The sequence below is a fragment of the Enteractinococcus helveticum genome, assembly GCF_001657475.1.
Lineage (GTDB): Bacteria > Actinomycetota > Actinomycetes > Actinomycetales > Micrococcaceae > Yaniella > Yaniella helvetica.
Genome location: NZ_LXEY01000018.1, coordinates 103,177 through 127,603 on the forward strand (window position 1 = coordinate 103,177; position 24,427 = coordinate 127,603).

Consider the following 24,427-nt stretch of genomic DNA (forward strand, 5'->3'; position numbering starts at 1 on the left):
CGCGCGATTCACATGAGGTCTCATCACCTTGCAGCATAGTTTCGCCTGCAGTGGACCAAATGTTTGGGGTCACATCAAACTAATGAATGCTGGCACCGTGATCACTAAGACCGCCAGAATTACGACCAGGCCAACCTTACCTGAACTCAACGCGTCTTCGGGATTTAGGAGCCGCAGTAACCGTCGAGATGTTGGAGAGTTGTCTGCTGCATTGGACGGGACGGTTTCGGCGGCGAAGGTTTCGGTTGTATTTAACGTATGCACCAGTGCAGTGGTGAGGTCAGTTCGCTGATGCTGCATCAGGGCTACATCATCGGCCAAAATCTCGGTGAGCTCGGTGACCTCATTAACGGCAACGCTGGTCACCGGGAGCCATGGAGCCGCCTTATGCCAGGCCTGAAATGCCAGACGCAACAGATCGTGGCGCTGTGTCAGGTGAGCGGCTTCATGCGACAGGACCGCATTGAGCTGTGGCGTTGATAATTTATCCAGCAACCCCTGAGAAACGATCGTAAGCGGTTGGTTGACCCCCGGCAGGCAATACGCCAGGGGGTGGTCAACCGGGAGAACGCGGGTGGTTTGCGCCGAATGTGAACCGTCGAGTAATTCGCGGTCATGCTCCTGCAACGAGGCCGATAACAGTTCGACGAATTCACGATGTTTTTTGCGTTGGGTAAAGGTTCGATAGGCGGTGTGCACCAGTACAAGGGCCAGATGTCCAAAGATGATGCACCCCAGTGTGATGGCGGCAAAGCCTAATGGGTGCCATCGCGGGTCGTAAGCCAGACCTTCGATCCCGTCGGATTGGACTACGCGCCATAATTCGGAGCCCCCGCTAAGAATGCCGGGCCCAAAGGGCTGGAGCCCCCAGGTTAGAGGTGCAGTCACCAAGGACAGGCCACCGCTGATACCGATGGCTTGCCAGAGGATCAGTGCTGCACCTGGCGCGCGAGAGGGCCACTTGGCTTGCTGTAGCCACAGTGGCACAGGCCAGGCCAACAGGATTGCTAGGACTGCGAGCGCATACGGTGTCAGAATAGACCTCCGGTCGGCTGGTATCTACTGGTCGCGCGAGCTCAGCAGCTGCTGGACTTTTTGCGCGTCCGACGGATCGATGCCACCAATAAATCGTGCCAACACAGCGTGTTTGTCCACGGCGGATCCCAGCACGTCATTCAATAGCTGAACGGTGTGTTCTTCGCGAGAGGTTGTGGCCGAGAATTCGTGAGGTCGACGAGCATCATCTTTGACGACAAAGCCCTTTTTATGTAGCCGTCCAAGCACGGTGAGGACCGTGGTGATCGCAGGGCCACTTTCATGGCGCTGGGCCAACAGGTCGCGCACCTGGTTTGCGGTCATCGGCTCGGCTGCATCCCACAGTAAGTCCATAATCGCTTGTTCAAGTTCGCCCAATGAGATCCCTTCTATCTTCATCGCAAAAAGCGGTTGGTGTCAGTGATGATCGGCCGCATGAAGCGGCCAGTGTGAGTTCGTCATTCATTGTAGCGGGGTTGTGAGAGGAATTTCTACGTCACGTAGAAACATGATTTCTACAATGCGTAGAAATCTGGTTATGATGAGCGTGGAATGGCTGAAAAGCAGCCGGTATCTGTGCGCTCAACGAACTAAGAACTCCATGTGGCGTGGCGCAAATGTACTTTCCGACGTTTCGATCATCAGCAAGTTGTGCTGGTGGGGAGGGACCCTAATGGATCCTCTTGAGGTAGCTCGGTGGCAGTTCGGAATCACAACGGTCTACCACTTCTTGATGGTGCCGTTGACCATTGGCCTGGGCATCGTCTTAGTGGCAATGCAAAGCGCCTGGCATCGGACAGGTAAAGAACATTACCTGCGGATGACCAAATTCTGGGGCAAGATCTTCATGATTAACTTCATCATGGGTGTTGCCACCGGTCTGGTCCAAGAATTTCAATTCGGTATGGCTTGGAGTGAATACTCCCGCTTTGTGGGCGACGTCTTTGGCGCACCGCTGGCCATGGAAGCACTCATCGCCTTCTTTCTAGAATCGGTCTTCATCGGTATCTGGGTCTTTGGCTGGGGACGCGTGAACCCCCGCATCCACCTGGCAGTCCTGTGGCTGGCCGTACTAGGGTCGGTGATCTCTGCGTACTTTATTCTGGCCGCCAACGCATTCATGCAACATCCCGTTGGCATCGAGCTCGTTGACGGGCGCGCCGAAATGGTTGATTTCTGGGCCGTGATGACCAACCCGACCCTGCTGATCCATTTCCCGCACACCATCTTTGGGGCACTGGCGGTTGCCGGATCGATGCTGTTGGGCATCGCCTGGTACCACCTATGGAAGCGCCGTAAAGACGGCATCGATACGGTGGATGAACAGGGCTACGTCGTCGTTGGCTCCTCCGGCTCCAAGGCCCGGGACGAAGCAGACTATCGCGGCTGGCGCTCATCATTTCGCTGGGGCGGGTGGATCGCCATCGTGGCATTTTTGGGTACGGCCTTTACCGGGCACACTCAAGCCCAGATGATGATCGAACAACAGCCACTCAAGATGGCCTCGGCCGAAGCCGCCTGTCACGACGGCACTGGATTCTCGGTGTTGTCAGTCGCTAGCGGCGACAGCGGCGGGGCTACGACCTGTGACGACGTCGTCGGGGTATTTGAAATCCCAGGGCTGTTGTCCTTCCTTGCCCACAACGACTTCACTACCCCGGTTGAAGGCGTCAACACTCTGATCCCGAAGTATGAAGAAGCCTTCGGCACGCACCTGCCCGACGATCCACGCTACGGCGAACGCGCCGGTGCAGAGATCGAATACCTGCCGATCATGGAAGTCACCTACTGGGGCTTCCGTCTGATGATCACCTTTGGTGGAATTGCCGCTCTGGCGGCAGCCATCGGCCTATTCATCGGACGAAAGGGCACGGTGCCGTATGACAAGACGCTGATGAATATGGCCTGGCTATCGATTCTGGCGCCGTTTGCCGCCAACTCGACGGGTTGGATCTTCACTGAGATGGGCCGCCAACCATTTACCGTGGCGCCCAATCTCAACGGTATTGATCAGGTGTGGCAATTCACCGCAGCGGCAGTGTCACCCGGGGTCAGTGGCGAGGAAATCTTGTTCTCGCTGATCGCCCTGACGTTGATCTATGCGCTGTTGCTCGTCGTTGAAATCGTGCTGTTAGTGCGCTATACCCGGGGTGGCCACCCAGCAGGTATGCCGGAACTGTTAGCCGATGAGCAACACGATGACGACGACCGCGATAAGCCATCGTCCGATGTGTTGTCCTTCGCATACTGATGCGGGCCACAACAGCAATAGAAAGGTAATACATTCTCATGGAATTTCTTCCAACGTTGTGGTTCATTCTGATCGCAGTGCTGTGGATCGGATATTTGGTCCTGGATGGTTTCGACCTCGGCGTGGGCATGCTGCTCAAAGGCTGGGCCAAAAACGAATCCCAGCGCCGCGTGCTCCTCAATACGATCGGACCGGTGTGGGATGGCAACGAGGTGTGGCTGGTTACCGCAGCCGGAGCGACCTTTGCCGCATTCCCACATTGGTATGCCTCCATGTTCGCCGGGCTCTACATACCGTTGACCATTGCACTGCTGGCGCTGATCTTGCGCGCGGTCTCTATCGAATACCGCGGCAAATCCCATAGCCAACGAGCCCGCAATATTTGGGACTGGTGCATGGCCGGGGGTTCCTTCTTTGCAGCTTTCGCCATCGGCGCGATGCTAGCGCTGACCTCAACAGGCTTGCCATTAGACGAATACGGCGACCGAGTCGGCGGACCATTTGCCTGGTTCAATGGCTGGGCTGTCATCGGTGGACTGTCCGTTGTCGGCGTCTCACTGGCCATGGGCTGGGCATTCCTATCCCTGAAGACCCTGGGCGCGCCTCGCGAAGCAGGCAACCACCACCTGCGCCGCTACCTGCCGATCTACCTGCTGCCGGCTGCCATCTGGGTCATCGGAGTGGTGCTGCGCTATCCCAAGGTCGCCTCAGGAGGTATGGTCGTGCTGGCAGCAGCCGGAATGATCATCTCCTGGTTCGCCTCGCGCCAGCGCAAAGAAGGCCTCACCTTCACCGGCATGGTCATCTTCGTAGCCCTGGGTGTGGGAGCGATCTTTACCTCGATGTACCCCAACGTGCTACCGTCTACGATCGATGCGGCCTACAACCTCACGGTGACGTCTTCGTCGTCCTCGGATTACACCCTGACCATCATGGCGATCGTCACCGCGATCTTCTTACCGATCGTGCTAGCCTATTCCGCCTGGAGCTACTGGATGTTCCGCAAACGCCTCGGCGAACAGCACATCCCTGAATCTGCAGTGGTGACGCCGGTCTGATCCCAGAACTCCCAACCTCACGCACCGGACGTCGAGCCTTCATCGGGCTCGGTGTCCTCGCCGCGGTCAAACTCACCGGGTGGATCCTCATCGCCGTGGCCCTGGCTCGCGGCATCAGCCACCTGGCAGCCTCGCTGCCCGCATCCGACGCCGCGCAGCTGCTGCAGCTGCTGTTCAACTCACCGCGCACCGCACCAGGGCTCATCGAATCCCTGATGCAATACACCACCAGCAGTCACTTTCTGACCACCCTGGCGCTCGGCTTTAGCGGTGCCCTCCTCCGCGGACTGGCCCAATGGGGCCAACAGGTGCTGGCCACCCGCGGGGCACTGGGTGAAAAAGAACACCTGCGCGAACAACTCGTTCGCCACCGTCTGGCCGCAGCCGGCGCCCACGCCGACCGGGCCGGTGAAGACACCATCCTGGCCTCCAAAGGCCTCGACGGGCTTGACGACTACTACACCGACTTTTTGCCCGCCCTCGTTTCGGCGGCAATCATTCCCTTAGGCCTGGGCATTTGGATCCTGGTACACGACTGGGTCAGTGCCGTCGTCCTCGTATTGACCCTCCCGCTGATCCCCATGTTTATGATCCTGATCGGCCGCTTCACCGAACACCGCGTCGACGAGGCAGCCTCCGGATTGCACAAACTCTCCCAACACCTGTTGGAACTGGCCCGCGGTCTCCCCGTGCTGGTGGGACTGCGCCGGGCTGGAATGCAGCGCAAAGCGCTCGCAGACGTGTCGAATAGCTATCAGCGCACCACGATGAACACGCTGAAGGCCGCGTTTATGTCGGGGCTGGCGCTCGAGCTGATTTCCACGCTGTCGGTGGCCATTATTGCGGTCTTTATCGGGGTGCGCCTGGTCAACGGCTCCATGGAGCTCTACGCCGGCATCATGGTCCTCACCCTGGCCGCAGAAGTGTATCTGCCATTTCGAGATATTGGCTCGGCCTATCACGCCTCCGAGGACGGCGTCGAAGCGCTCAAACGCGCCAAAGCACAAATCAACCAGCCGGTACCTCACACGATGGCACAGCTGCTGGACACGACAAACCGCGACGAGGACGCCGTTGAATTGCGCGACGTCACGATTGCTTATAAGGCGTTGCGCCGGATCGAGCACCCAACCTACACGGGCCCGGAATATCTGACGCCGCATCAATACGCTCAAATCAAACAGGACAAGGCTGCTTCTGACGACGCCGAGGAGACGGTCTCGGTGCCGCGCTATGCGGTAGAAGGGTTGGAACCGGTGGTCCGGGACTTCAGTATTCGACTCACCCCCGGCCAGTACACGGTATTCGGTGACGCCTCCGGCACCGGTAAATCCACCGTGCTCAAAGCCCTGGCAGGCCTTTTGACCGACACCGAGGCGACTTTTGACGGTCAAACCGCTGGGTTGACTGATCGTCCCGTGGCCTATCTGAGCCAGCACCCCACGTTTGTCAGCGAAACCGTGCATGACGAACTCGGCCTGGCCGCCCAAGCAATCCAACCAGAAGCGGCAGGTGAAACGGCCATGGGGCTGGGGCTGGAGTCCGCCGGACTGGCCGGATACCAGGCCCGACGGATTGACGATTTATCACCGGGGGAGCGACGTCGCCTCGGCTTTGCACGCGTGCTGGTCCGACTGCTCGCCGCCGTCGCCCAGCCCGATTCACAAGGCACCTGGCTGGTGGTATTGGATGAGCCCACCGCGCACCTCGATGCTCACTCAGCCGCCCGCATCCGTACCATGCTGCGGGGACTGGCCGCCGGAACCCTACCGGATGGCTCCCAGCTGCCGATTATTCTGCTGGTGTCCTCACACGATGAACTGATCCATCAAGATGCCCATCAGCTGGTTGGCAACACCGTGGTGGGTTCGCAGCTCGAAGTCGGAGATGACGAAACTCCAGCCGCCGAAGCTGACACCCAGCCCGTCGTAGTGGATGCCGCGCCACGACGCACGGTCGGCTTGGCGGACTGGTTGCGCTTCCTACCGTTGAACGACGGCAAATTCATTGGTGGCATCGGCTGGGCCGTGGCCGCACTGTTATCAGGCGCCTTATTGTCTGCCTTATCGGGGTGGCTCATCGTCCAAGCGTCCTACGAGCCACCCATCTTGTACCTGCTGGCCGTCATTGTCGCAGTGCGCTTCTTCGGCATTGGACGAGCAGTGTTCCGGTATGCCGAACGACTCGCCGTCCACGATGCGGTCCTGAGCTGGGCCAATCGCATCAGACTGAAAGTCTGGGATGCCCTGGGCAGCCAAGCCGGTCAGTGGAATCGGCTCACCCGCTCCGGTGGAGCCCTCTCGGTGCTGATTTCTGATGTCGATCAGCTCCGGGACGCCGTGCCCCGTGTTATTGTGCCGATACCAGCGGCCATTCTGACCTGGTTGGTGAGCACCGGCATTGTTGCCTACATGGCTCCCGGGTCGTGGTGGCCCGCCTTGGTTGCAGGGATTCTGGCCTTTGGCGTGGTGCCCATTGTCGTTCACCTCGTGGATGCCAAAACCACCACCCAGCTGGCGGACCACCGCACCTGGCTGGTTTCTGCCGTCTGGCGGTTATTCGGTTCAGCAGCTGACACCGCAGACAACGGGATGGCGACACGCGCCGCCGATCTCTTCGTAGCATCCGATGCGCGCACATCGGCACCCCTGAAGCGCAGTAGCTTGGCCGCGGGCCTGGGGGAGGGGCTGGCCACTTTGATCTCGGCCTGGGCTGCGGTCCAAACCATGTGGGTTGCGATCAGCAATGGTATTTCCGCGCCGAATACCGCACTGGTTGTGATGCTGATGCTCGCCCTTGCTGAATCCTTCGGATTATTTAGTCAGGCCGCCCAAGAATCTCGTATCCTGAACCATCAGCTGGCCAAACTCTTGCCCTTGTTACAAGAAAGCTCCACGCCCGGTGCCAACTGGGTTGAGCTCGAAAACACCACGGAGACCGGTATTGACACGCTGCGCCTTGATGATGTCACGGTGCGCTATGGACCGGATGCCCCGGTCGTGCTGGATGGGTTATCCCTGACGGCGTCCAAGGGGGATTTCGTGGTGGTCACCGGTCCGTCGGGATCCGGAAAGTCAACGCTGCTGGCCGTTTTGCTCGGGTTCTTACAGCCGGTGGATGGCACGTACCGGTTGGCTACCGCAACCACTAATCCCGCCGAAGCACTGCAGCATGTGGCTTGGTGCCCGCAGGAAGCCTACCTATTTGACTCCACGTTGCGCTCGAATCTTGCCCTGGCCAGAGAACCTTCCCAGCGCCCCACCGATGAAGAACTCTTCGCGGTGCTCGACACGGTGGGACTCACCGACTGGATGGCAAGCACACCAGAAGGCCTCGACACCCGTCTGGGACCGTCAGGGCATTTCATTTCTGGCGGCCAACGTCAACGCGTAGCCGTGGCCCGGGCACTTCTGGCCGACGCCCAGGTCGTGTTGCTCGATGAGCCCACCGCCCACCTGGGGGCCGATGAAGCCGCTGCACTGATCGCCGACCTGCAAACCGCGCTGGCCGACAAGATCGTCATCATGGTCACCCACGACCAACGTTTCGCTTCGATGGCCGACTCCCTCCAACTGCGCTAGGCCAGCCGGGGGAGTCACACCGTCGGGCTAGCCCTGATCAGCGTCCTGGGATGGCAGCACCGGCGAAGCACCTCGGCCGATCACACCGATGGCCGAATCCAACATAATGCCCGAAGCATCGCGTTCGGAGTGCTCCTGCGGCAAGGCCCGAGCCACCCCGCCGGTGGTCGAGGCCAGCGGGTGCGGTCCTGCCCACGCCAGTTCTAACGCAATCTCGCCGCGTAAGAACCGATGCGCGCGCACCCCCTGGGTATTGCGGCCCTTGGCTGCAAACTCTTCCAACGTGGTCACCTTGGCCGTCGGGGAGGCATCTAACATGCCATCCTCGGTCTTGGTGACGGTCACCACCACCGACTCGTCGAGTTCAGCCGCCGGAGCCACACTAAAGGACAACACCTGATCGTTGTCTACCAGTTTCATGCCGGCAATCCCGCCACCAGAACGGCCCTGTGGACGCACCAGCTCGGCGGCAAAGCGCAGCAGCTGACCCGACTCGGTCACAAATACCAACTGGTCGTCATCCTCCGGCGATGCAGCAGCACCAACCACGGTGTCACCGTCTTTGAGGGTAATCGCTTCAAACTCATCCTGGTTCAACGGCCAGTCATCGGCACGAACCCGCTTCACAACACCATTGCGGGTCCCAAGCGCCAACACTCGATTCAACGGCACCATCGCAATGATCTTTTCGCCGCGCTGCAATGTAATGAAGTCACTGACTTTGACCCCGTCGGTCATCGCCGGAGTCCCGGTAGCCTCCTGTAACGCCGGAATCTCCACCACATTAAGGCGAATAATCCGCCCGGTGTCCGTCAGAGCACCGACCTCGCCGCGAGCAGTCGTAGCCACCACCGAGGTATACACATCATGCCGACGACGGCGACCCTGGCCCGTCAGCGGTGTCTGGTCTTTGGTGCGCAACAGGCGACCTGAGGCCGATAACACCACCCAGCACGGATCATCGGGTACCAAGAGTGCGGATGCGGCCGCAGCACGATCAGCCTTCGACGACGACGCCGTCACAGCAGGCGCCAACTCTTCGGATTTGACCAGTTTCGTGCGGCGGGGATCATTAAACTTTTCGGCCATTTCGGCCAGTTCATTCGAGACGGTTTCGCGCAATACCGCATCCGAACCCAGAATCTTTTCCAACGCCTCAATGGCAGCCAGCAGGTCATCGCGTTCAGTTTCTAAATCGATGCGCGAGAACTTCGTGAGCTGTCGCAAACGCAGTTCCAAAATATGATTAGCCTGAATCTCGGTGAGATCAAAGACCATCATGAGCCGCTGGCGTGCAGCTGAGGCATCATCCGACGTGCGGATGATCTCAATGACCTCATCAATATCCACCAGGGCCAGTAACAAGCCCTCAACCAGGTGCAGACGGTCTTTGCGTTTGCCAAGGCGGTGCGCTGTACGACGTCGTACCACCGTGAGACGGTGATCGACATAGACGCTCAACAGATCTTTCAACCCCAGGGTCTGTGGCTGGCCATCGACCAGCGCCACATTGTTCATCCCGAAGTTTTCTTCGAGCGGGGTGTGCTTATACAGCTGGGCCAGCACGGCCTGGGGATTGAAACCGGCCTTGAGTTCAATGACCAGTTGCATCCCGTTGTGTCGGTCGGTCAGGTCTACGACGTCGGCGATGCCCACGACTTTTTTCGCATTCACGGCGATCTTGAGTCGATCAATGATGCGTTCAGGACCGACCCCATAGGGCAGCTCGGTGACGACCAATCCGGTGCGTCGAGCAGAAACTTGTTCAACGTTTACGGTCGCGCGCATCGTGAACCGACCGCGCCCGGTTTCATAGGCTTCCTTGATGCCATCCAGCCCCACAATGCGCGCCCCAGAGGGGAGATCCGGGCCGGGGACAAATTTCATCAGGGCCTTGGTATCGGCCTCGGGATGCTCAAGTAAATGCCGTGCCGCAGCAATGACCTCACCTAAGTTGTGGGGCGCCATATTGGTGGCCATACCAACGGCAATACCCGCCGCACCATTGACTAACAGGTTCGGGAAAGCCGCAGGCAACACGGTGGGTTGTTGCATCTGGTTGTCATAGTTGGGCTCAAAATCCACCGTATCCTCGGCCAGATCCGCCGTCATAGCCACCGCGGCCTGCGACATGCGGGCTTCGGTATACCGAGCGGCTGCCGGGCCGTCGTCAACGGAACCAAAGTTGCCGTGGCCATCGACCAACGGCAAGCGCAGGTTGAAATCCTGGGCTAGACGAACCATCGCATCGTAGATGGCCGAGTCCCCGTGCGGGTGGAGCTTACCCATCACTTCGCCAACCACACGAGCAGATTTAACGTGGCCCTTATCCGGGGTCAGGCCCATCTGGTTCATCATGTACAGAATGCGCCGTTGCACGGGTTTCAGCCCATCACGTGCATCAGGAAGGGCACGCGAGTAGATCACCGAATAGGCGTACTCCAAAAAAGAGTGCTCCATTTCGGATGCAACATCAATGTCGATAATGTTCTGGTCTTCGGTTGGTACCACTGCAGTACTCGAATTCGCCGAAGCCTTAGATTTTGAACGTTTTGACATCTGACCTTTCCCGTCACGTGGATACCACGTCCTGATTGTGGCTTAAGATAATCATATGGCTGAGCAGATAACCAAACGCCCGTATCCGGCCCACTGGGAAGCTGACGTGCTGCTGCGTGATGGCGCTACAGCCCGATTGCGCCCGGTTTCCCCAGATGACGCCGAGGCATTACAAAAAATGCACGAGGGTCAATCCCAAGATTCTATCTACTTTCGCTACTTTACGTATAAGTCCCAGCTTTCAGCCAAAGAACTCGAGCGTTTCACCGTAGTTGATTACGTGGATCGTGTCGCATTTGTGATCCTCCTTGGCGATGAACTCTTGGGGATCGGCCGCTATGACCGGCTCAGTGAATCAACTGAAGCCGAAGTGGCTTTCAATATTGCCGATGCCCATCAAGGACGTGGGCTGGGCTCAATTCTCATGGAACACCTGGCCGCAGCCGCTCGAGAAAACGGTATCCGCTCATTTGTCGCCGAGGTGCTGCCAGAAAACCGCAAGATGCTGACCGTCTTTCAAGCTGCCGGTTTCGATATTAAACGATCTTTTGAAGACGGCGTCGTCGTCGTCGAATTCCCCGTTGACCCCACCGCCAGAGTCCGTGCCGTCATGGAATCTCGTGAGCACCGTGCTGAAGCCCAATCGGTTGCCGAATTGCTGCGGCCTGAATCTATCGCAGTCATCGGTGCCTCCCGACAGTGGGGCTCAATTGGTTTTGCTCTGATCGAGAACATTATCGAAGGCGGGTATACCGGACCCGTGTACGGGATCAATAAAGATGCCTTTGAAGTTGCCGGCATGATCTCACGGGCCTCTCTTGCTCAGGTGCCCCAACACATTGATTTGGCAGTCATTGCGGTCCCGTACGACCAGATCCGATCGGTGGTGCAAGACTGCGCCGCACACGGCGTCAAAGGCCTGTTGATTGTCACCGATGGTTTTGACGGGGAAGAAGGACTGGCCGAACAACGCCGATTGGTTCGTGTGGCCCGTGCCCACGGCATGCGCGTTATTGGTCCTGCCTCGGCCGGGATCATCAATACTGACCCACAAATCAGCCTCAATGCTTCGGTCTCACCGGCGCTACCGCAACACGGGTCCATAGGATTGTTCTCCCAGTCGGCTCCCATTGGAGCAATGCTATTTACCGCCGCCACCCAGCGGGGCATCGGGATTTCTTCGATGATCAATGCGGGCAACCGCGCAGATGTCTCAGGTAACGACGCCATGCAGTACCTAGAGGACGACCGCAGCACGAGTGCTGTAGGGCTCTATTTAGAATCGTTTGGTAATCCACGCAAGTTCTCGCGCATCGTACGACGTCTAGCGCGCAAGAAACCCGTCGTGGTGTCGCGCTCCCACGGGATGGGGCGCCGAATCCCACCGGGGCACGCGACCCGGACCACCGAGGCGCCGCACGGCACGGTACCATCCATGCTGCGCCAAGCAGGGGCAATTGAAACCGACAGCTACACCGCCATGATGGACATTTTGCAGGTGCTGGCTTGCCAACCCGTACCCGCTGGACCACGATTGACCGTGATCGGCAACGCACCGGCACTGAACCGTCTGACCGTAGAAAACGCTCGCACCGCGGGTTTGGAGGTCGTTGGCGTCCAAGACATTCGGATGCTTGATGCCGAACATCCCGTTGAAGAAACCATCCAAGCCGTGACGCAGACTATCGAAACCGTGGTGCAATCTGGACAAACCGATGCCATCATCGCGCTGGTGCAATCGGGGATGTACCAACAGGAAGGAGACGCGGTCAAAGTCGCTCAGGCGATCAACGAGGTTGCCGGGGATACCGATGTGACCATCTTGGCGTCGTTTACCTCGGTGTTGGAAAAGAACTTCCGACCAACATCGGTCATCAGCAATGGCAAACTCCGACAGGGGCCGGTCGATGAGGGTGACGACGCCGAGCGGGTGAAACCCAAACAATTTGGGCTGCCCATTTACGCCTCGGCCGAACAAGCTGTGCACGTGCTCTCCGAATTGGTCCAATACCGTGCATGGCGTGAAGCCGAACGCGGCATTGCGATCGAATACGAAGACATTGATCGGTATAAAGCCGAAGAGTTGGTCAATGAGTGGACCCAGGACGCTACCGGAACCGAACTGGTGAAATTGTCACGAGCCCAAACCGATGAACTGTTGGAATGCTACGGCATTAACGTGCTGCCGTCGCGTCGTTTCCAAACCATCGAAGAGGCCTTGGACTACGCTGACGAATTCGGGTACCCGGTAGCACTGAAAGCTGACAACACCATTTTGCGCCACCGGTTAGATCTGGGTGGTGTGCGACTGAATATCGAAACCCCAGAAGGATTGCGAGCCAATATTGAATCCATGCGTGAGGTACTTGCCCCATATGGTTCCCCGTCAATCGAGGTGCAAACGATGGCGCCAGCCGGACAAGGCTGTATCGTTGCTGCTGTGGAGGACCCGCTGGTTGGACCAGTGATTTCCTTTGGCATCTCGGGTGATGCAGTTGAGCTGCTTGATGACTGGGTGCACGTGGTACCACCGCTGTCTGACCAGGACCTCGAACGACTTATCCGAACACCACGTGCTTCGGCTAAACTATTTGGTTACGGTGATATCCCAGCGGTAGACGTTGAGGGGATCAAAGACCTCCTGGCACGAGTGTCACAGCTCAAAGACGATCTTCCACAGGTTGCCCGCATCCGGTTCAACCCGCTGCTTGCCGCTTCGGAAGCCACCACCGTATTGAAAGCCGAAATCTATATTGCAAATGCTGCAGTACGTACCGACTCGGCACGCCGTGCGCTGCTGAATCATTAATCGTGCAAAGGACGAAAACACATTACGATGCCGTATCCCGTATTGCCAACTGATTTGGCACTCGACATTCAACGTGCTGGTTTCTACCCGCAGCTCGTGGCCGATGTGATGGGCCAACAACTGGGTGACCGGGAGATTCTGAGTCACTATGTACACGTCGAAACCCACTTCAGCTACGACGACTTGCACCGACACATCACGGTTTTGGTGCTAGCACAAGGTAACCTCCTGGCAGCCCTGCACCTCAACGACCTCGAAGATGAAATGGAAGAGGGCCCGGCCAAGGCTTCGGTGGCTACCGAAATCATCCCACTGTCCAAAGTCGGTTCCTGCGTGCTGACCACCGGCTATGATAATCCGCAAAATTACCAGCCCGGCGACCCACCTTCCGAAGTCACCCTGGTGCTCAGCTGGGCCGGAGGCGCACGCATGGAATTCGTGCCCAATCTGTGTGATGATCCCAACTGCGAAGCCGACCACGGCTACTTAGGAACGCGAATCTCAGAGGATCTTGTGCTGCGCATTGCTGGGAAGGCCGACGGCCAAGAAGCCGTCAATAAAGCCCTGGCATTTAGCCGTAAACTTCGCGACGCCATCCTTGATAACGCCTCATGAGTGCCCCGATCCCTGCAGGCTATAACTCTCAGCGTAACCTCACACACGTGATACCTTCGCTTGCCGCAAGCCTTGGTGCACCATCACACAACCATTTGGAGTTACCGCTAGCATCGTCGGCGATCTTGCTGCTTGTTGACGGTCTCGGGCTGGAACAGCTCGAACACTATGCCGCCCACGCCCCAACTTTCCGTCGGGTGATGAAACACCAAGCGGCAGCCCAAACCGAAATGTCATCGGTCTATCCCTCAACGACTGCAGCGGCACTGTCCTCGTTGGGCACAGCCTTGTCCCCGGGCCAACACGGCCTGGTAGGCTACGACGTCTACGACCCCGACCGTCAAGTTGTGATTAATCAACTTGGTGGGTGGGATGAGCGTACCGATCCAGAAACCTGGCAATCGGCCCCAACCGTTTTTCAGCAACTCAACGAAGAACGACAAGCGGGCGTTCACGACATTTGCCCGGTGACGATCTCGTTGTCGGCGTTTGAAGATTCAGCCCTGACCAGAGCTTCGTTACAGGGCCCTCGTTTTGTCGCAGCCGACGATCTTGGTGAACGTTTTATGCAGGCCGCGGAAGCAGCTCAGCAGCCAGGGAATCTGATCTATCTCTACGTCAATGAGCTCGATAAGGCCGGTCACCAACACGGGCCGGGTTCTACGACGTGGTTGGAAGTCTTAGAAGAAATTGATTCACAGGCTCGGCGATTGATCCGAAAACTTCCGACCAGTGTGTTGGTGGCGGTCACCGGAGATCACGGCATGATCGAGGTGAGACCAGAACATCGGATCGATTTTTCTCAGCACGAGGAACTTATTGAACATGTTGCTCACACCGCCGGTGAGCCACGTATGGTGCAGCTGCACTTTGAGACTGCGGCGACTGATGAGCAACGACAAGCCACACTGGCGGCATGGGTTCGACGGTTCGGCGATCAAGCCTGGGTTTTGACTCGACAACAGGCTATTGAAACCGGTTGGTTCGGCAGCGTGACATCTCGGGTTCAACAGCGGATCGGCGACATTCTGGTAGCAGGCTTTGAGCCAGTGGCCTTATACGACGGTAGGCGAGCGGCGCCACATAGTTTTAAAATGGTCGGACACCACGGAGCGCCGACCTCGGCCGAAGTGCGAGTACCGTGGTTGGTGCTGCAAGCGCCCTAAGCTGCCGGCAGCTCAGGCCAGCGCCTGAGCACGACGCGGCTAAGAGTCTTTTCTTGTGCCGAAAATAATCTCGTCCCAACTTGGGACCGTCGGGCGTTTGCGCGAACGACTCGGCTGCTCAAGTTTCTTCGGCTCGTCGCTGGTTGCCTCATCATCAGTATCCTCAGAAGTCTCTGCTTGAGCAGGCTTCGGTACTGGTGCATGCGCTTCTTGTGGTGCTTCATCGTCGTCTGGCACAAATTCGCCTGCTACGACTTCACGTCCATCCCAATGCGCCGGGTCTTCTGCTTCGTCGTCGGACCAGGCGACTTCCACTTCGGTGGTAACTGCCGAAACCTCGTGGTCTAAATCGTCATAGTCTTCTGAGACGATTAACTTAGGTCGGTGGGGGATCGCGGGCTGTTCTTCGCGAGTGATCATCGCGGCCAGTTCGTCATCGGATTCTTCGTCAACTCCTAGACGTTGTCCGCGGCGAGCGTGTAACACATCTAGGAGTTCTTCCTGTGCCTCATTCTGGGCATGAGGTTCGCGTCCTGGAAAGCTATCAGACTCAACATCAAATGGATGATCGCCTACCGTCGTTAAGAAGCCTCGTGTGGACGTCGACGCCAACGGAGAGTCCGCAGGCCCAAATTCACTGAGTACTTGGGCCCAATGGTTGGCATTGTCTAGATGTTGAGATTGCAGCTTGTAGTTCCACAATGCTGGGGGAGGATCCCCAATCGAGGAGTCCGCCAAGCCTTGAACCGAGAAGTTTGCTGAAACGGTCCAGAGAGTGGAATCAGCATCTCGCCAGGCGTCCCACTCAAGAGTCTCTGGATCCAGCCCCATGGCTTCTAGCCGGTGGCTCACCATTTCGCCAAGGAGTGCTGGTTCATCACCAAACACCGCTTCGTAGGCCTGGTTGCCAAGCTGTGGTGCCGCGACTTCAATGTCTTGAGCCTGGCGAGCAATCCAATCACGCTCGGCAATGATCGGTGTGGCGTACACTTCCAGGCTGCTGCGATCATGATCGTGTTGCTCGGCAAGTTCGTCCACTGTCGCGCCGGCGCGCAGCATCGATTGGATTTCGCGCGGAGAAAGCTCTTTGGCTGCCTCGTCGGCGGCGGCAGCTGATGGTCTGCCGATTGGTCGCGTGGCAGCGTTGCGTAACGCGTCGGTGATAGGCAGGTAAAACTCTTCACCGTCACTGTTAGACAAGACCAACTCGTCTGCGTTATCAGCAACTCCCACTAAACGAAGCCGACGAGCGGAATCGTTCCTGATAGTTGAACCCATGCAAGGCCTCCGAACCTATCTACTGCTTCTGTGTGAACTCTGCCATGTATCCTGGTAAAACGCAGGGAATTTACGCGGTGTGGCGCATATTTCAGCGGTCATCTTAGCCACACTCTTGACATCTCGTGATCCCAATTTGCAAACTAGCCCTCAATAAGGTTAGATCACCACGAAACGCGAGACAGAATCTGCCTAAGGTGAATCTGCCTCGCAGCTGTTCACCTTCGTGATAGAACGTAGATCAGCATCTGAAAGAATGCATCAAAAACTGATGCGAACACCTAACCGAATGCGAGATTCATGGCTACGGATTACGACGCTCCCCGCAAGAACGACGAAGAGCTTCGCGAGGACTCCATTGAGGAATTACAGTCACGCCGCACTGACACGCAGTCTGCTGTCGTAGACGAAGATGAAGCCGAAGCGGCAGAAGGATTTGAGCTGCCCGGTGCAGACCTGTCCGACGAAGAGCTGCAAGTGACTGTTCTTCCCGCTCAGCAAGACGAATTCACTTGTGCTTCATGCTTCCTGGTTCGTCACCGTTCGCAGGTCGCGCTTGAAGAAGACGGTCTGCTGTACTGCACCGACTGCGAAGGCTAACACCAGGCGCCCGAGGCGCGACTGTTTAATGCTTTATTGTCGATCAGACAACAAAGGGGCCTATCCGTGATCTTCACGGTTGCCCCTTTGCCTGTTTTAACAGTGAATATCAGCGCACGCCATTATCGTTTGGCTGTTCGCGATTGTCTTCAGCTTGTTCTGCTTCCAGTCGCTGTCGCTCGGCTTCGATTAACCATTCTGGAATATCTTCGTCGTCAGCCTGGACGTCCTCGACCACGTGCATGGAACCACCCAGTGCAGACACCAGCTCTTCTGGGTTGCGAGTCGATGTCAACCAGTACGGGGTACGGTCCTGAGCATCTTCGATTTGAATGCGGACCACTGGTTTAATCCAGCTGCGAAGATGTAGGTAAGCCAGTCCATGGAGTTTTCGGCCTCGCTGAGCGAATGCCTCATCGCCTACGTAACCCATCACCGCGCCAACATGCTCACGCCCAATGGTGGCACGTCCGACCTGGATATGAGTAGTGGTCACGGTAACGTCCGAGGATGAGGCAAATAGCCCGAACGCTGCAATACCAGCCACAATCACACCCGACACAACGCCCCAGCCAATACTTAAGGGAGCTAATGTAAGCCAACCAAGCGCCGCGGCAAGTAATACCAATAACCACATAGACCATGAGGGTCGAAGCGTCTCTTGATAGACGATCGGTGAACCTCCCGGTCCTATTCGTTTGTCCGCATTTTCTGTCATGATCTCCAGCCTACAGGCCTGGCCGAGGAGACTCCTATTTTGGGTGTTACTCACTACCGACGACTAGACTGTGGACCGATACTATTGAACATAAGCGCCAGGAGAGTGCACTGCATGCCAACCTCACCGTCTGACCATGATCGTTCCCCACATCAGCTCAACATCGAGCTGCAACTTCTGGACGACGGTATTGCGCCTCCAACCTATGCGCTCCCCGGTGACGCCGGAGCAGATTTGGTGACCACCATCGACGTGACGCTGGTACCGGGTCAGCGCCAACTCGTCCCGACCGGTGTTGCCGTAGCTATCCCGAATGGTTTCGCTGGTTTCGTTCATCCGCGCTCCGGTCTGGCAACACGGGCGGGCCTGAGCATCGTTAACGCTCCAGGTACCATTGATGCCGGGTATCGAGGAGAAATAAAGGTGGCGCTCATTAACTTGGATCCCAACGAAACCATCGAGCTCAAGCGCGGCGAACGCATCGCACAGTTGGTTATTCAACCGGTGTATCAGGCTGATTTTATGATCGTTGATGAGCTTCCAAACTCCATCCGTCAGGATGCAGGTTTTGGTTCCACCGGTGGTTTCAGTGCTCGGCAGTAAGCTAGAAGCGCCGTCGGGAAGAATTTAAAGGAGAAGTTGTACGATGCTTTTTGGACGCAATAGACACGTTCAAACCGAAACTGTTGTCTTGCCTGAACACCTACGGGACGCAGAAGACGACCCCGTCGCTGATCAACGTCCAGAAGGTCCCTTCGATATTTCCGAAGTTGAGACCCATGACTTCAGCAAGGGCTACATGGACCTGGGGGCAATCAAAGTTCCCGTACGCAAAAATGTTTCCTATCGATTAGAACAAGAACAGTCGAAGCAAAAAGTATTCGCTGTTTCGGCCGTTCATGACAATTCCACGCTGCAAATTCAAGCATTTGCCGCTCCGCGCTCCGGGGGTCAGTGGGAAGAAATTCGTCAAGAGATGTATGACCAGAATAAGAGCGCTCAAGGCGCATCGGTCACCGTCCAAGAAGGCGAATTTGGCAATGAACTGCTCATCCGAATTCCAGCTGAACTTCCAGATGGCCGTAAGGGCGAACGCATCGCACGATTTATTGGTATTGATGGTCCCCGGTGGATGATTCGAGCAATGCTTATGGGCAAAGCAGCCATCCAAAAAGACGAAGCCGACGTACTCTACGACATTTTGAAAAATACCGTGATTGACCGCGGTGAACGTCCGCTACCTGCCCGTCAGATGCTGGAGCTGATACCACCTGAAAGCGTGGTGACGGCCATGCGAGAAGCTGCAACGCGTCGACGCCAACAAGCAAAACAACAACAGCCAAACGCCCAACAATAGGCGCCGGTCAGGAACAATTTATTGCATAACGAACCGGAAACGAGCACGGTCATGGACAACGCGGAACACGAGCCAACAAATAACAAAGAACAGCTCGAACAAGTCGCAAAGAAGCTTGCAGGCCGAACCGCTGTGACAAGATCAGGCGAACTAGATCTTCTGGCGTCAGTCGGTGGGTTTCGCGGCATTGCCGAGGCTATTGTGCCGGCGCTGGTCTTTCTCATCGCGTTCATCATCACCACCGACGTGTGGACTTCAGCACTTTTCGCAGTAGGCCTGGCAGCACTAGCCAGCCTCGTGCGCCTTCTACAAAAACAACCGCTCACACAAGCCCTAGCCGGGGTCTTAGGTGTGGCGGTGTCTGCCGCAGTGGCATTGCTCCAAGATGATGCACGTGGCTATTACGTGATCGGCTTTTACATCTCGGCGGCATATGGGGCGGTCTTCGCTTTATCGATGGCTGTGAAATGGCCCATCATGGGACTCATCTATGGATGGATCCGCGGCGAGGGAATTGGTTGGCAAAAGGACCTCATTCGTCGAAGAAAATACCAAATCGCAACCCTGTTGATGGTGCTGGTCTTTGGGTCTCGTCTGCTTGTCCAGCTCCCAATGTATTGGGCAGATGATGTAGTAGCCCTGGGGACTGCACGTCTTGTCATGGGTGTACCCCTCTACGCGCTGGTCTTGTGGTTCGGCTGGCTGATCTCAAAACCGGCGAAAAACCGACATATGACACGAGCCCAATTTTCATCAGATGCTAACACCCCAGGTGAGAGCGGGACCGAGCCAAGAATATGAACTTACACGTCACGGTGATACATCACACAATGCGAAGCGATACTATGGTGAATGGACATTGATAAATGAATTCCGCGTGAAATTCGGTTTGCCGAGTTACACAATCCAGTACCACTCACACCAAGATTTGAAGCAGGGCGATCAATGACAAGCACAGGTTCACAAACTGCCGCGCATCTGGCAGCACATGACAAAGATGCTGGCCAGATCCTCACACTTGAAGTAGGCGCCATGGCCCACGGCGGGCATTGTGTCGCTCGCTATGATGGTCGAGTCGTTTTTGTACGTCATGCGATCCCAGGTGAAATCGTCAATGCGGCAGTCACGGCAGGGGGAGACGACGCCCGGTTCTGGCGTGCGGATACTGTGTCAGTCGTTCGGCCTTCCGAATTTCGTCGTTCACACCAGTGGAAGCTCGCGGATTCCATCCGTGCCCACGCTTCCGGCCGCTTCCCAGTTGGGGGAGCGGAATTTGGCCACATTACGTTAGAGCACCAGCGCCGTCTCAAAGCGCAAGTATTCCGTGACACCATGACCCGCATTGGCAAGCTCAATGTGGAAGCCGCAGTTGTCGGTATTACCGAAGACGAACCCACTGGATTGCACTGGCGGACGCGCAATGCTTTCTCAGTAACCTCCACAGGCCGGTTAGCAATGAATGTGCATCGTTCGGCCACAGTCGTCCCGGTACGCAATATTCCGCTGGGCGTTCGTCAACTTGATGCCCTGCAGCTGTGGGACATTGATTTCACAGGTGCTGCGCGTGTCGAAGTCGCCACGCCTGCTCACGGTGAAGAAGTCCTCGTGGTGGTCTTCCCGCTGGAGGCTGTTGCAGCAAATAAAAAGCAACTCGAGCAGCATATTGCCCAGTGGCGTAAGCGCATGATCCACCTTCCATCCAAGGTCTCGGTGGTTGTCGGCCTGCGCGGTAAGCAATTTGGGCCACTGGAAATGGTGCGACTACGCGGTCGAACCTGGTTGACCGAGGTTGTTGAAACACAAGGGTTCGGAACCCACACATTTCGGGTATCCGGTGATGGTTTCTGGCAGGTACACCGCGATGCCCCATCAACGCTGGTCGAAGCTGTCATGGACGCGTTGGATCCACAACCAAGTCAAGTCATAGCGGATTTATACGCCGGTGCTGGACTATTCTCGAAGTTCCTTGCCGAGTCAGTTGGCAATGACGGTGTCGTACTGTCTGTTGAGGCTTCTCCTGGTGCTTCGCGTGATGCGCGGAAGAACCTGCACGACCAGAAGCAAGCTTATGTGATCAATGGTCTCACCGATCGCATCATTGGGTCTTGGCTGCAGCGCCCGAAGGCTGCGATGGCCAATGGTGGACTCGACGGTCGTCGAGTCGATGCCGTGGTCCTTGATCCACCGCGGGCAGGTGCAGGTCGAGCCACGATTACGAGAATTCATCAACTCGCTGCTGAAAAGATCGTTTATGTCTCGTGTGACCCCGCATCGTTTGCGCGTGACACGAAATGGCTTGTCGAACACGGGTGGGAAATTGAAGACAGTACGATTTACGACCTGTTCCCAGACACCTATCACATGGAGACGGTGACCACTTTTCGGCCATCGGCTACATTGAGACAATCGCGCGACCTCGGCTAAGTCGCGTTAGAATAAAAGCCACACCGCCCACGCATGCTGTGACCGGGCTGGGCGGTTCGCACCGGCAGTGCCCCTGACGTGTCATTTGCATGCGTTGCGCGACACAGCTTACACAGGACAAAGAATCGCCCCTCGTGGGCGGGAAAAGAGGAGTCCACTGTGACTACAGTTGATAGCTTCGGTTCCAAAGGCGTCTTGGACGTCGATGGTGCTGAGTACGAAATTTTTCGACTCAATAAAGTCGAAGGTTCTGAGAAACTTCCGTTCTCGCTGAAAGTTTTGCTTGAGAACCTGCTCCGCACAGAAGATGGTGAGAACATCACCAAGGAGCAGATTGAGTCTCTGGCCAAATGGGACCCGTCGGCTCAGCCAAACACCGAAATCCAGTTCACTCCGGCCCGCGTGCTCATGCAGGACTTCACCGGTGTGCCCTGTGTTGTCGACTTGGCCACCATGCGCGAAGCCATTGTAGATCTGGGTGGTGACGCTGAACTCGTCAATCCACTAGCACCGGCGGAACTCGTCATTGACCACTCGGTTCAAATTGACCATTTCGGTACCCCAGATGCCGTTGAGCGCAACGTCGAAATCGAATACCAACGCAACGGCGAACGCTACCAGTTCCTGCGCTGGGGCCAGACCGCATTTGACGACTTCAAAGTTGTTCCTCCTGGCATGGGTATTGTTCACCAGGTCAACATCGAATACTTGGCACGCACCGTCATGACTCGCGAAGTCGACGGCGTCCTGCGCGCCTACCCAGATACCTGTGTTGGTACTGACTCCCACACCACCATGGTCAACGGTCTCGGTGTTCTCGGCTGGGGCGTTGGCGGGATTGAAGCTGAAGCAGCAATGCTCGGCCAGCCAGTCTCGATGCTGGTACCGCGCGTTGTCGGTTTCAAACTGACTGGCGAAATCCCAGCAGGTGCCACCGCTACCGATGTGGTCCTGACCATCACCGAATTGCTGCGTGAACATGGCGTCGTCGGCAAATTCGTTGAGTTCTACGGCGAAGGTGTCACCTCGGTGCCCCTGGCAAACCGCGCGACCATCGGAAACATGTCGCCAGAATTCGGCTCGACCGCTGCGATGTTCCCGATCGACCAGGTTACACTCGACTACCTGCGCCTGACCGGTCGTTCTGAAGAAGACATTCGCCTGGTTGAGGCCTACACCAAGGAACAGGGCCTGTGGCACGATCCGTCCAAGGAGATCGAATTCTCGGAATACATGGAACTGGATCTGTCCACCGTCGTCCCATCCATCTCGGGACCACGTCGTCCCCAGGATCGCATCATCCTGGACGACTCTAAAGACCAGTTCCGCAAAGACATCCACGATTTCGCAGACACCGATGAGGCCGGCAAGGGCCGCCCATCCCGCACCGCTGAGGTCGCCCTGAGCGACGGTCGCGAATTCGAACTGGATCACGGCAAAGTCGCGATCGCCTCGATCACCTCGTGCACTAACACCTCCAACCCATCGGTGATGATGGCTGCAGCTGTCCTAGCACGCAACGCCGTCGAGAAAGGCCTGAGCTCCAAACCTTGGGTCAAGACCTCGGTTGCACCGGGTTCACGTGTGGTGACTGAATACTACGAAAAATCCGGTCTGATCCCACACTTGGAAGAACTGGGCTTCTCCATCGTTGGGTACGGTTGCACCACCTGTATCGGTAACTCAGGACCATTGGCACCCGAGATTTCCAAGGCGGTCAACGATAACGACCTGGCAGTAACTTCCGTGCTGTCCGGTAACCGTAACTTCGAAGGCCGTATCAACCCGGACGTCAAGATGAACTACTTGGCTTCACCGCCACTTGTTGTTGCCTACGCGCTGGCCGGCACCATGGACTTTGACTTCGAAAATGATCCATTGGGCCAGGACTCCCAGGGCAACGATGTCTACCTAGCAGACATCTGGCCAGACCCAACTGAGGTCGAAGAAATCATCGGCAAGTCGATCGATACTGAGATGTTCACCGAAGAATACTCGACGATCTTCGAAGGTGACCACCGCTGGAAGGGCCTCGATACCCCAGAAGGCAGCACCTTCGCTTGGGATCCAGAATCCACCTATGTGCGCAAACCTCCGTACTTCGACGGCATGACGCTGCAGCCAGAACCTGTCCAGGACGTTACTGGAGCACGTGTTCTGCTGAAACTGGGCGACTCGGTCACCACCGACCACATCTCCCCAGCCGGTGCTTTTAAGTCCGACACCCCTGCCGGTCAGTACCTGCTCGAGCACGGTGTAGCACGCAAGGACTTCAACTCCTACGGCTCCCGTCGCGGTAACCACGAAGTCATGATCCGCGGTACCTTCGCGAATATCCGCATCCGTAACCAGATGCTAGACGGCGTAGAAGGTGGGTTCACCCGCGACTTCACCCAAGAAGGCGGCCCACAGGCATACGTTTACGACGCAGCCATGAACTACCAGGAAGCCGGCACGCCGCTGGTTGTTCTGGGTGGTAAAGAATACGGTTCCGGTTCATCCCGTGACTGGGCAGCCAAGGGTACCGCCCTGCTCGGCGTCAAAGCCGTCATCACCGAATCATTCGAACGTATTCACCGTTCGAACCTGATCGGTATGGGTGTGCTCCCACTGGAATTCCCAGCCGGTGAATCAGCCGACTCGCTGGGCCTTGACGGTACCGAAACCTTCGACATCTCGGGTGTTTCGGAACTCAACAACGGAACGACTCCAAAGACCGTACACGTCACTGCAACCAAGGAAGACGGCACCAAGGCCGAATTCGATGCAGTGGTTCGCATTGATACACCAGGTGAAGCGGACTACTACCGCAACGGTGGTATTTTGCAGTACGTCCTGCGTCAGATGGCCGCCAAGAACAAATAAGCGGAACACTCAGCTGACACGTCGAACCCTTTGACGTAACGATGGCCCGGTACCCAGACGGTGGGTGCCGGGCCATTACGCTGTATGATGCACCCGAAACCTCCCGGTAGT

17 protein-coding genes are annotated in these 24,427 nt (G+C 57.0%); 12 read left to right on the forward strand and 5 right to left on the reverse strand.

Annotated elements, in window-relative coordinates:
- Positions 1-69 precede the first annotated feature (69 nt).
- On the reverse strand, positions 70-987 hold the full coding sequence (locus A6F49_RS07565) for a M56 family metallopeptidase (protein ID WP_161485789.1): 918 nt from the start codon (positions 985-987) through the stop codon (positions 70-72).
- A gap of 72 nt (positions 988-1,059) precedes the next feature.
- Positions 1,060-1,434 (reverse strand): BlaI/MecI/CopY family transcriptional regulator, encoded by a 375-nt coding sequence (locus A6F49_RS07570; RefSeq protein WP_043057908.1) that lies wholly within the window; start codon positions 1,432-1,434, stop codon positions 1,060-1,062.
- Between the two features lie 274 nt (positions 1,435-1,708).
- Between A6F49_RS07570 and A6F49_RS07575 the strand changes: the two genes are divergently transcribed.
- The 3 genes from A6F49_RS07575 (at position 1,709) to cydC (ending at position 7,925) form a co-directional block, all read left to right on the forward strand.
- Positions 1,709-3,286 carry a cytochrome ubiquinol oxidase subunit I gene (locus tag A6F49_RS07575; protein WP_043057909.1) on the forward strand — a complete coding sequence of 526 codons (1,578 nt, stop codon included), beginning with the start codon at positions 1,709-1,711 and terminating at the stop codon, positions 3,284-3,286.
- Positions 3,287-3,324: 38 nt separating this feature from the next.
- Positions 3,325-4,344, forward strand: a complete 1,020-nt coding sequence (gene cydB / locus A6F49_RS07580; RefSeq protein ID WP_043057910.1) for a cytochrome d ubiquinol oxidase subunit II — start codon at positions 3,325-3,327, stop codon at positions 4,342-4,344.
- A gap of 95 nt (positions 4,345-4,439) precedes the next feature.
- Entirely contained in the window at positions 4,440-7,925 is a 3,486-nt protein-coding gene (cydC, locus tag A6F49_RS07585; protein WP_052504866.1) for a thiol reductant ABC exporter subunit CydC, read from the forward strand.
- 27 nt (positions 7,926-7,952) lie between these two features.
- Here cydC and A6F49_RS07590 read toward each other — a convergent pair whose 3' ends face one another.
- Positions 7,953-10,484 carry a DNA gyrase/topoisomerase IV subunit A gene (locus A6F49_RS07590; RefSeq protein ID WP_043057912.1) on the reverse strand — a complete coding sequence of 844 codons (2,532 nt, stop codon included), beginning with the start codon at positions 10,482-10,484 and terminating at the stop codon, positions 7,953-7,955.
- Between the two features lie 55 nt (positions 10,485-10,539).
- Between A6F49_RS07590 and A6F49_RS07595 the strand changes: the two genes are divergently transcribed.
- From A6F49_RS07595 to A6F49_RS07605, 3 genes are read left to right on the forward strand one after another with little or no spacing between them, the layout of a single operon-like run.
- A complete protein-coding gene (locus tag A6F49_RS07595) occupies positions 10,540-13,293 on the forward strand; it encodes a bifunctional acetate--CoA ligase family protein/GNAT family N-acetyltransferase (protein WP_043057913.1) in 2,754 nt (917 codons plus the stop codon).
- A 27-nt stretch (positions 13,294-13,320) separates the two neighbouring features.
- Positions 13,321-13,908, forward strand: a complete 588-nt coding sequence (locus tag A6F49_RS07600; protein ID WP_043057914.1) for a DUF5998 family protein — start codon at positions 13,321-13,323, stop codon at positions 13,906-13,908.
- Positions 13,905-15,074: an alkaline phosphatase family protein gene (locus A6F49_RS07605; protein WP_043057915.1), complete on the forward strand. Its 1,170-nt coding sequence runs from the start codon at positions 13,905-13,907 to the stop codon at positions 15,072-15,074. Before A6F49_RS07600 ends, A6F49_RS07605 begins: the two co-directional genes overlap by 4 nt.
- A gap of 39 nt (positions 15,075-15,113) precedes the next feature.
- On the opposite strand, the gene sepH is transcribed toward A6F49_RS07605, so the two are convergent.
- Positions 15,114-16,352 carry a septation protein SepH gene (sepH, locus tag A6F49_RS07610; protein ID WP_082911652.1) on the reverse strand — a complete coding sequence of 413 codons (1,239 nt, stop codon included), beginning with the start codon at positions 16,350-16,352 and terminating at the stop codon, positions 15,114-15,116.
- A gap of 300 nt (positions 16,353-16,652) precedes the next feature.
- On the opposite strand from sepH, the gene A6F49_RS07615 reads away from it, so the two are divergent.
- Entirely contained in the window at positions 16,653-16,952 is a 300-nt protein-coding gene (locus tag A6F49_RS07615; RefSeq protein ID WP_043057917.1) for a DUF4193 domain-containing protein, read from the forward strand.
- Positions 16,953-17,061: 109 nt separating this feature from the next.
- Here A6F49_RS07615 and A6F49_RS07620 read toward each other — a convergent pair whose 3' ends face one another.
- Positions 17,062-17,670 carry a DUF3093 domain-containing protein gene (locus tag A6F49_RS07620; RefSeq protein ID WP_082911653.1) on the reverse strand — a complete coding sequence of 203 codons (609 nt, stop codon included), beginning with the start codon at positions 17,668-17,670 and terminating at the stop codon, positions 17,062-17,064.
- A gap of 114 nt (positions 17,671-17,784) precedes the next feature.
- Here A6F49_RS07620 and dut point away from each other — a divergent pair, with 114 nt between their 5' ends.
- The 5 genes from dut (at position 17,785) to acnA (ending at position 24,316) form a co-directional block, all read left to right on the forward strand.
- Positions 17,785-18,273: a dUTP diphosphatase gene (gene dut, locus A6F49_RS07625; protein WP_043057918.1), complete on the forward strand. Its 489-nt coding sequence runs from the start codon at positions 17,785-17,787 to the stop codon at positions 18,271-18,273.
- A gap of 88 nt (positions 18,274-18,361) precedes the next feature.
- Entirely contained in the window at positions 18,362-19,027 is a 666-nt protein-coding gene (locus A6F49_RS07630; RefSeq protein ID WP_161485790.1) for a DUF3710 domain-containing protein, read from the forward strand.
- 21 nt (positions 19,028-19,048) lie between these two features.
- On the forward strand, positions 19,049-19,828 hold the full coding sequence (locus tag A6F49_RS07635) for a DUF3159 domain-containing protein (protein WP_052504867.1): 780 nt from the start codon (positions 19,049-19,051) through the stop codon (positions 19,826-19,828).
- 144 nt (positions 19,829-19,972) lie between these two features.
- On the forward strand, positions 19,973-21,451 hold the full coding sequence (locus A6F49_RS07640; RefSeq protein ID WP_082911654.1) for a class I SAM-dependent RNA methyltransferase: 1,479 nt from the start codon (positions 19,973-19,975) through the stop codon (positions 21,449-21,451).
- Between the two features lie 159 nt (positions 21,452-21,610).
- Complete coding sequence (gene acnA, locus A6F49_RS07645; RefSeq protein ID WP_043057920.1) at positions 21,611-24,316, forward strand: aconitate hydratase AcnA; 2,706 nt, start codon at positions 21,611-21,613, stop codon at positions 24,314-24,316.
- The last annotated feature ends 111 nt before the right edge of the window (positions 24,317-24,427 follow it).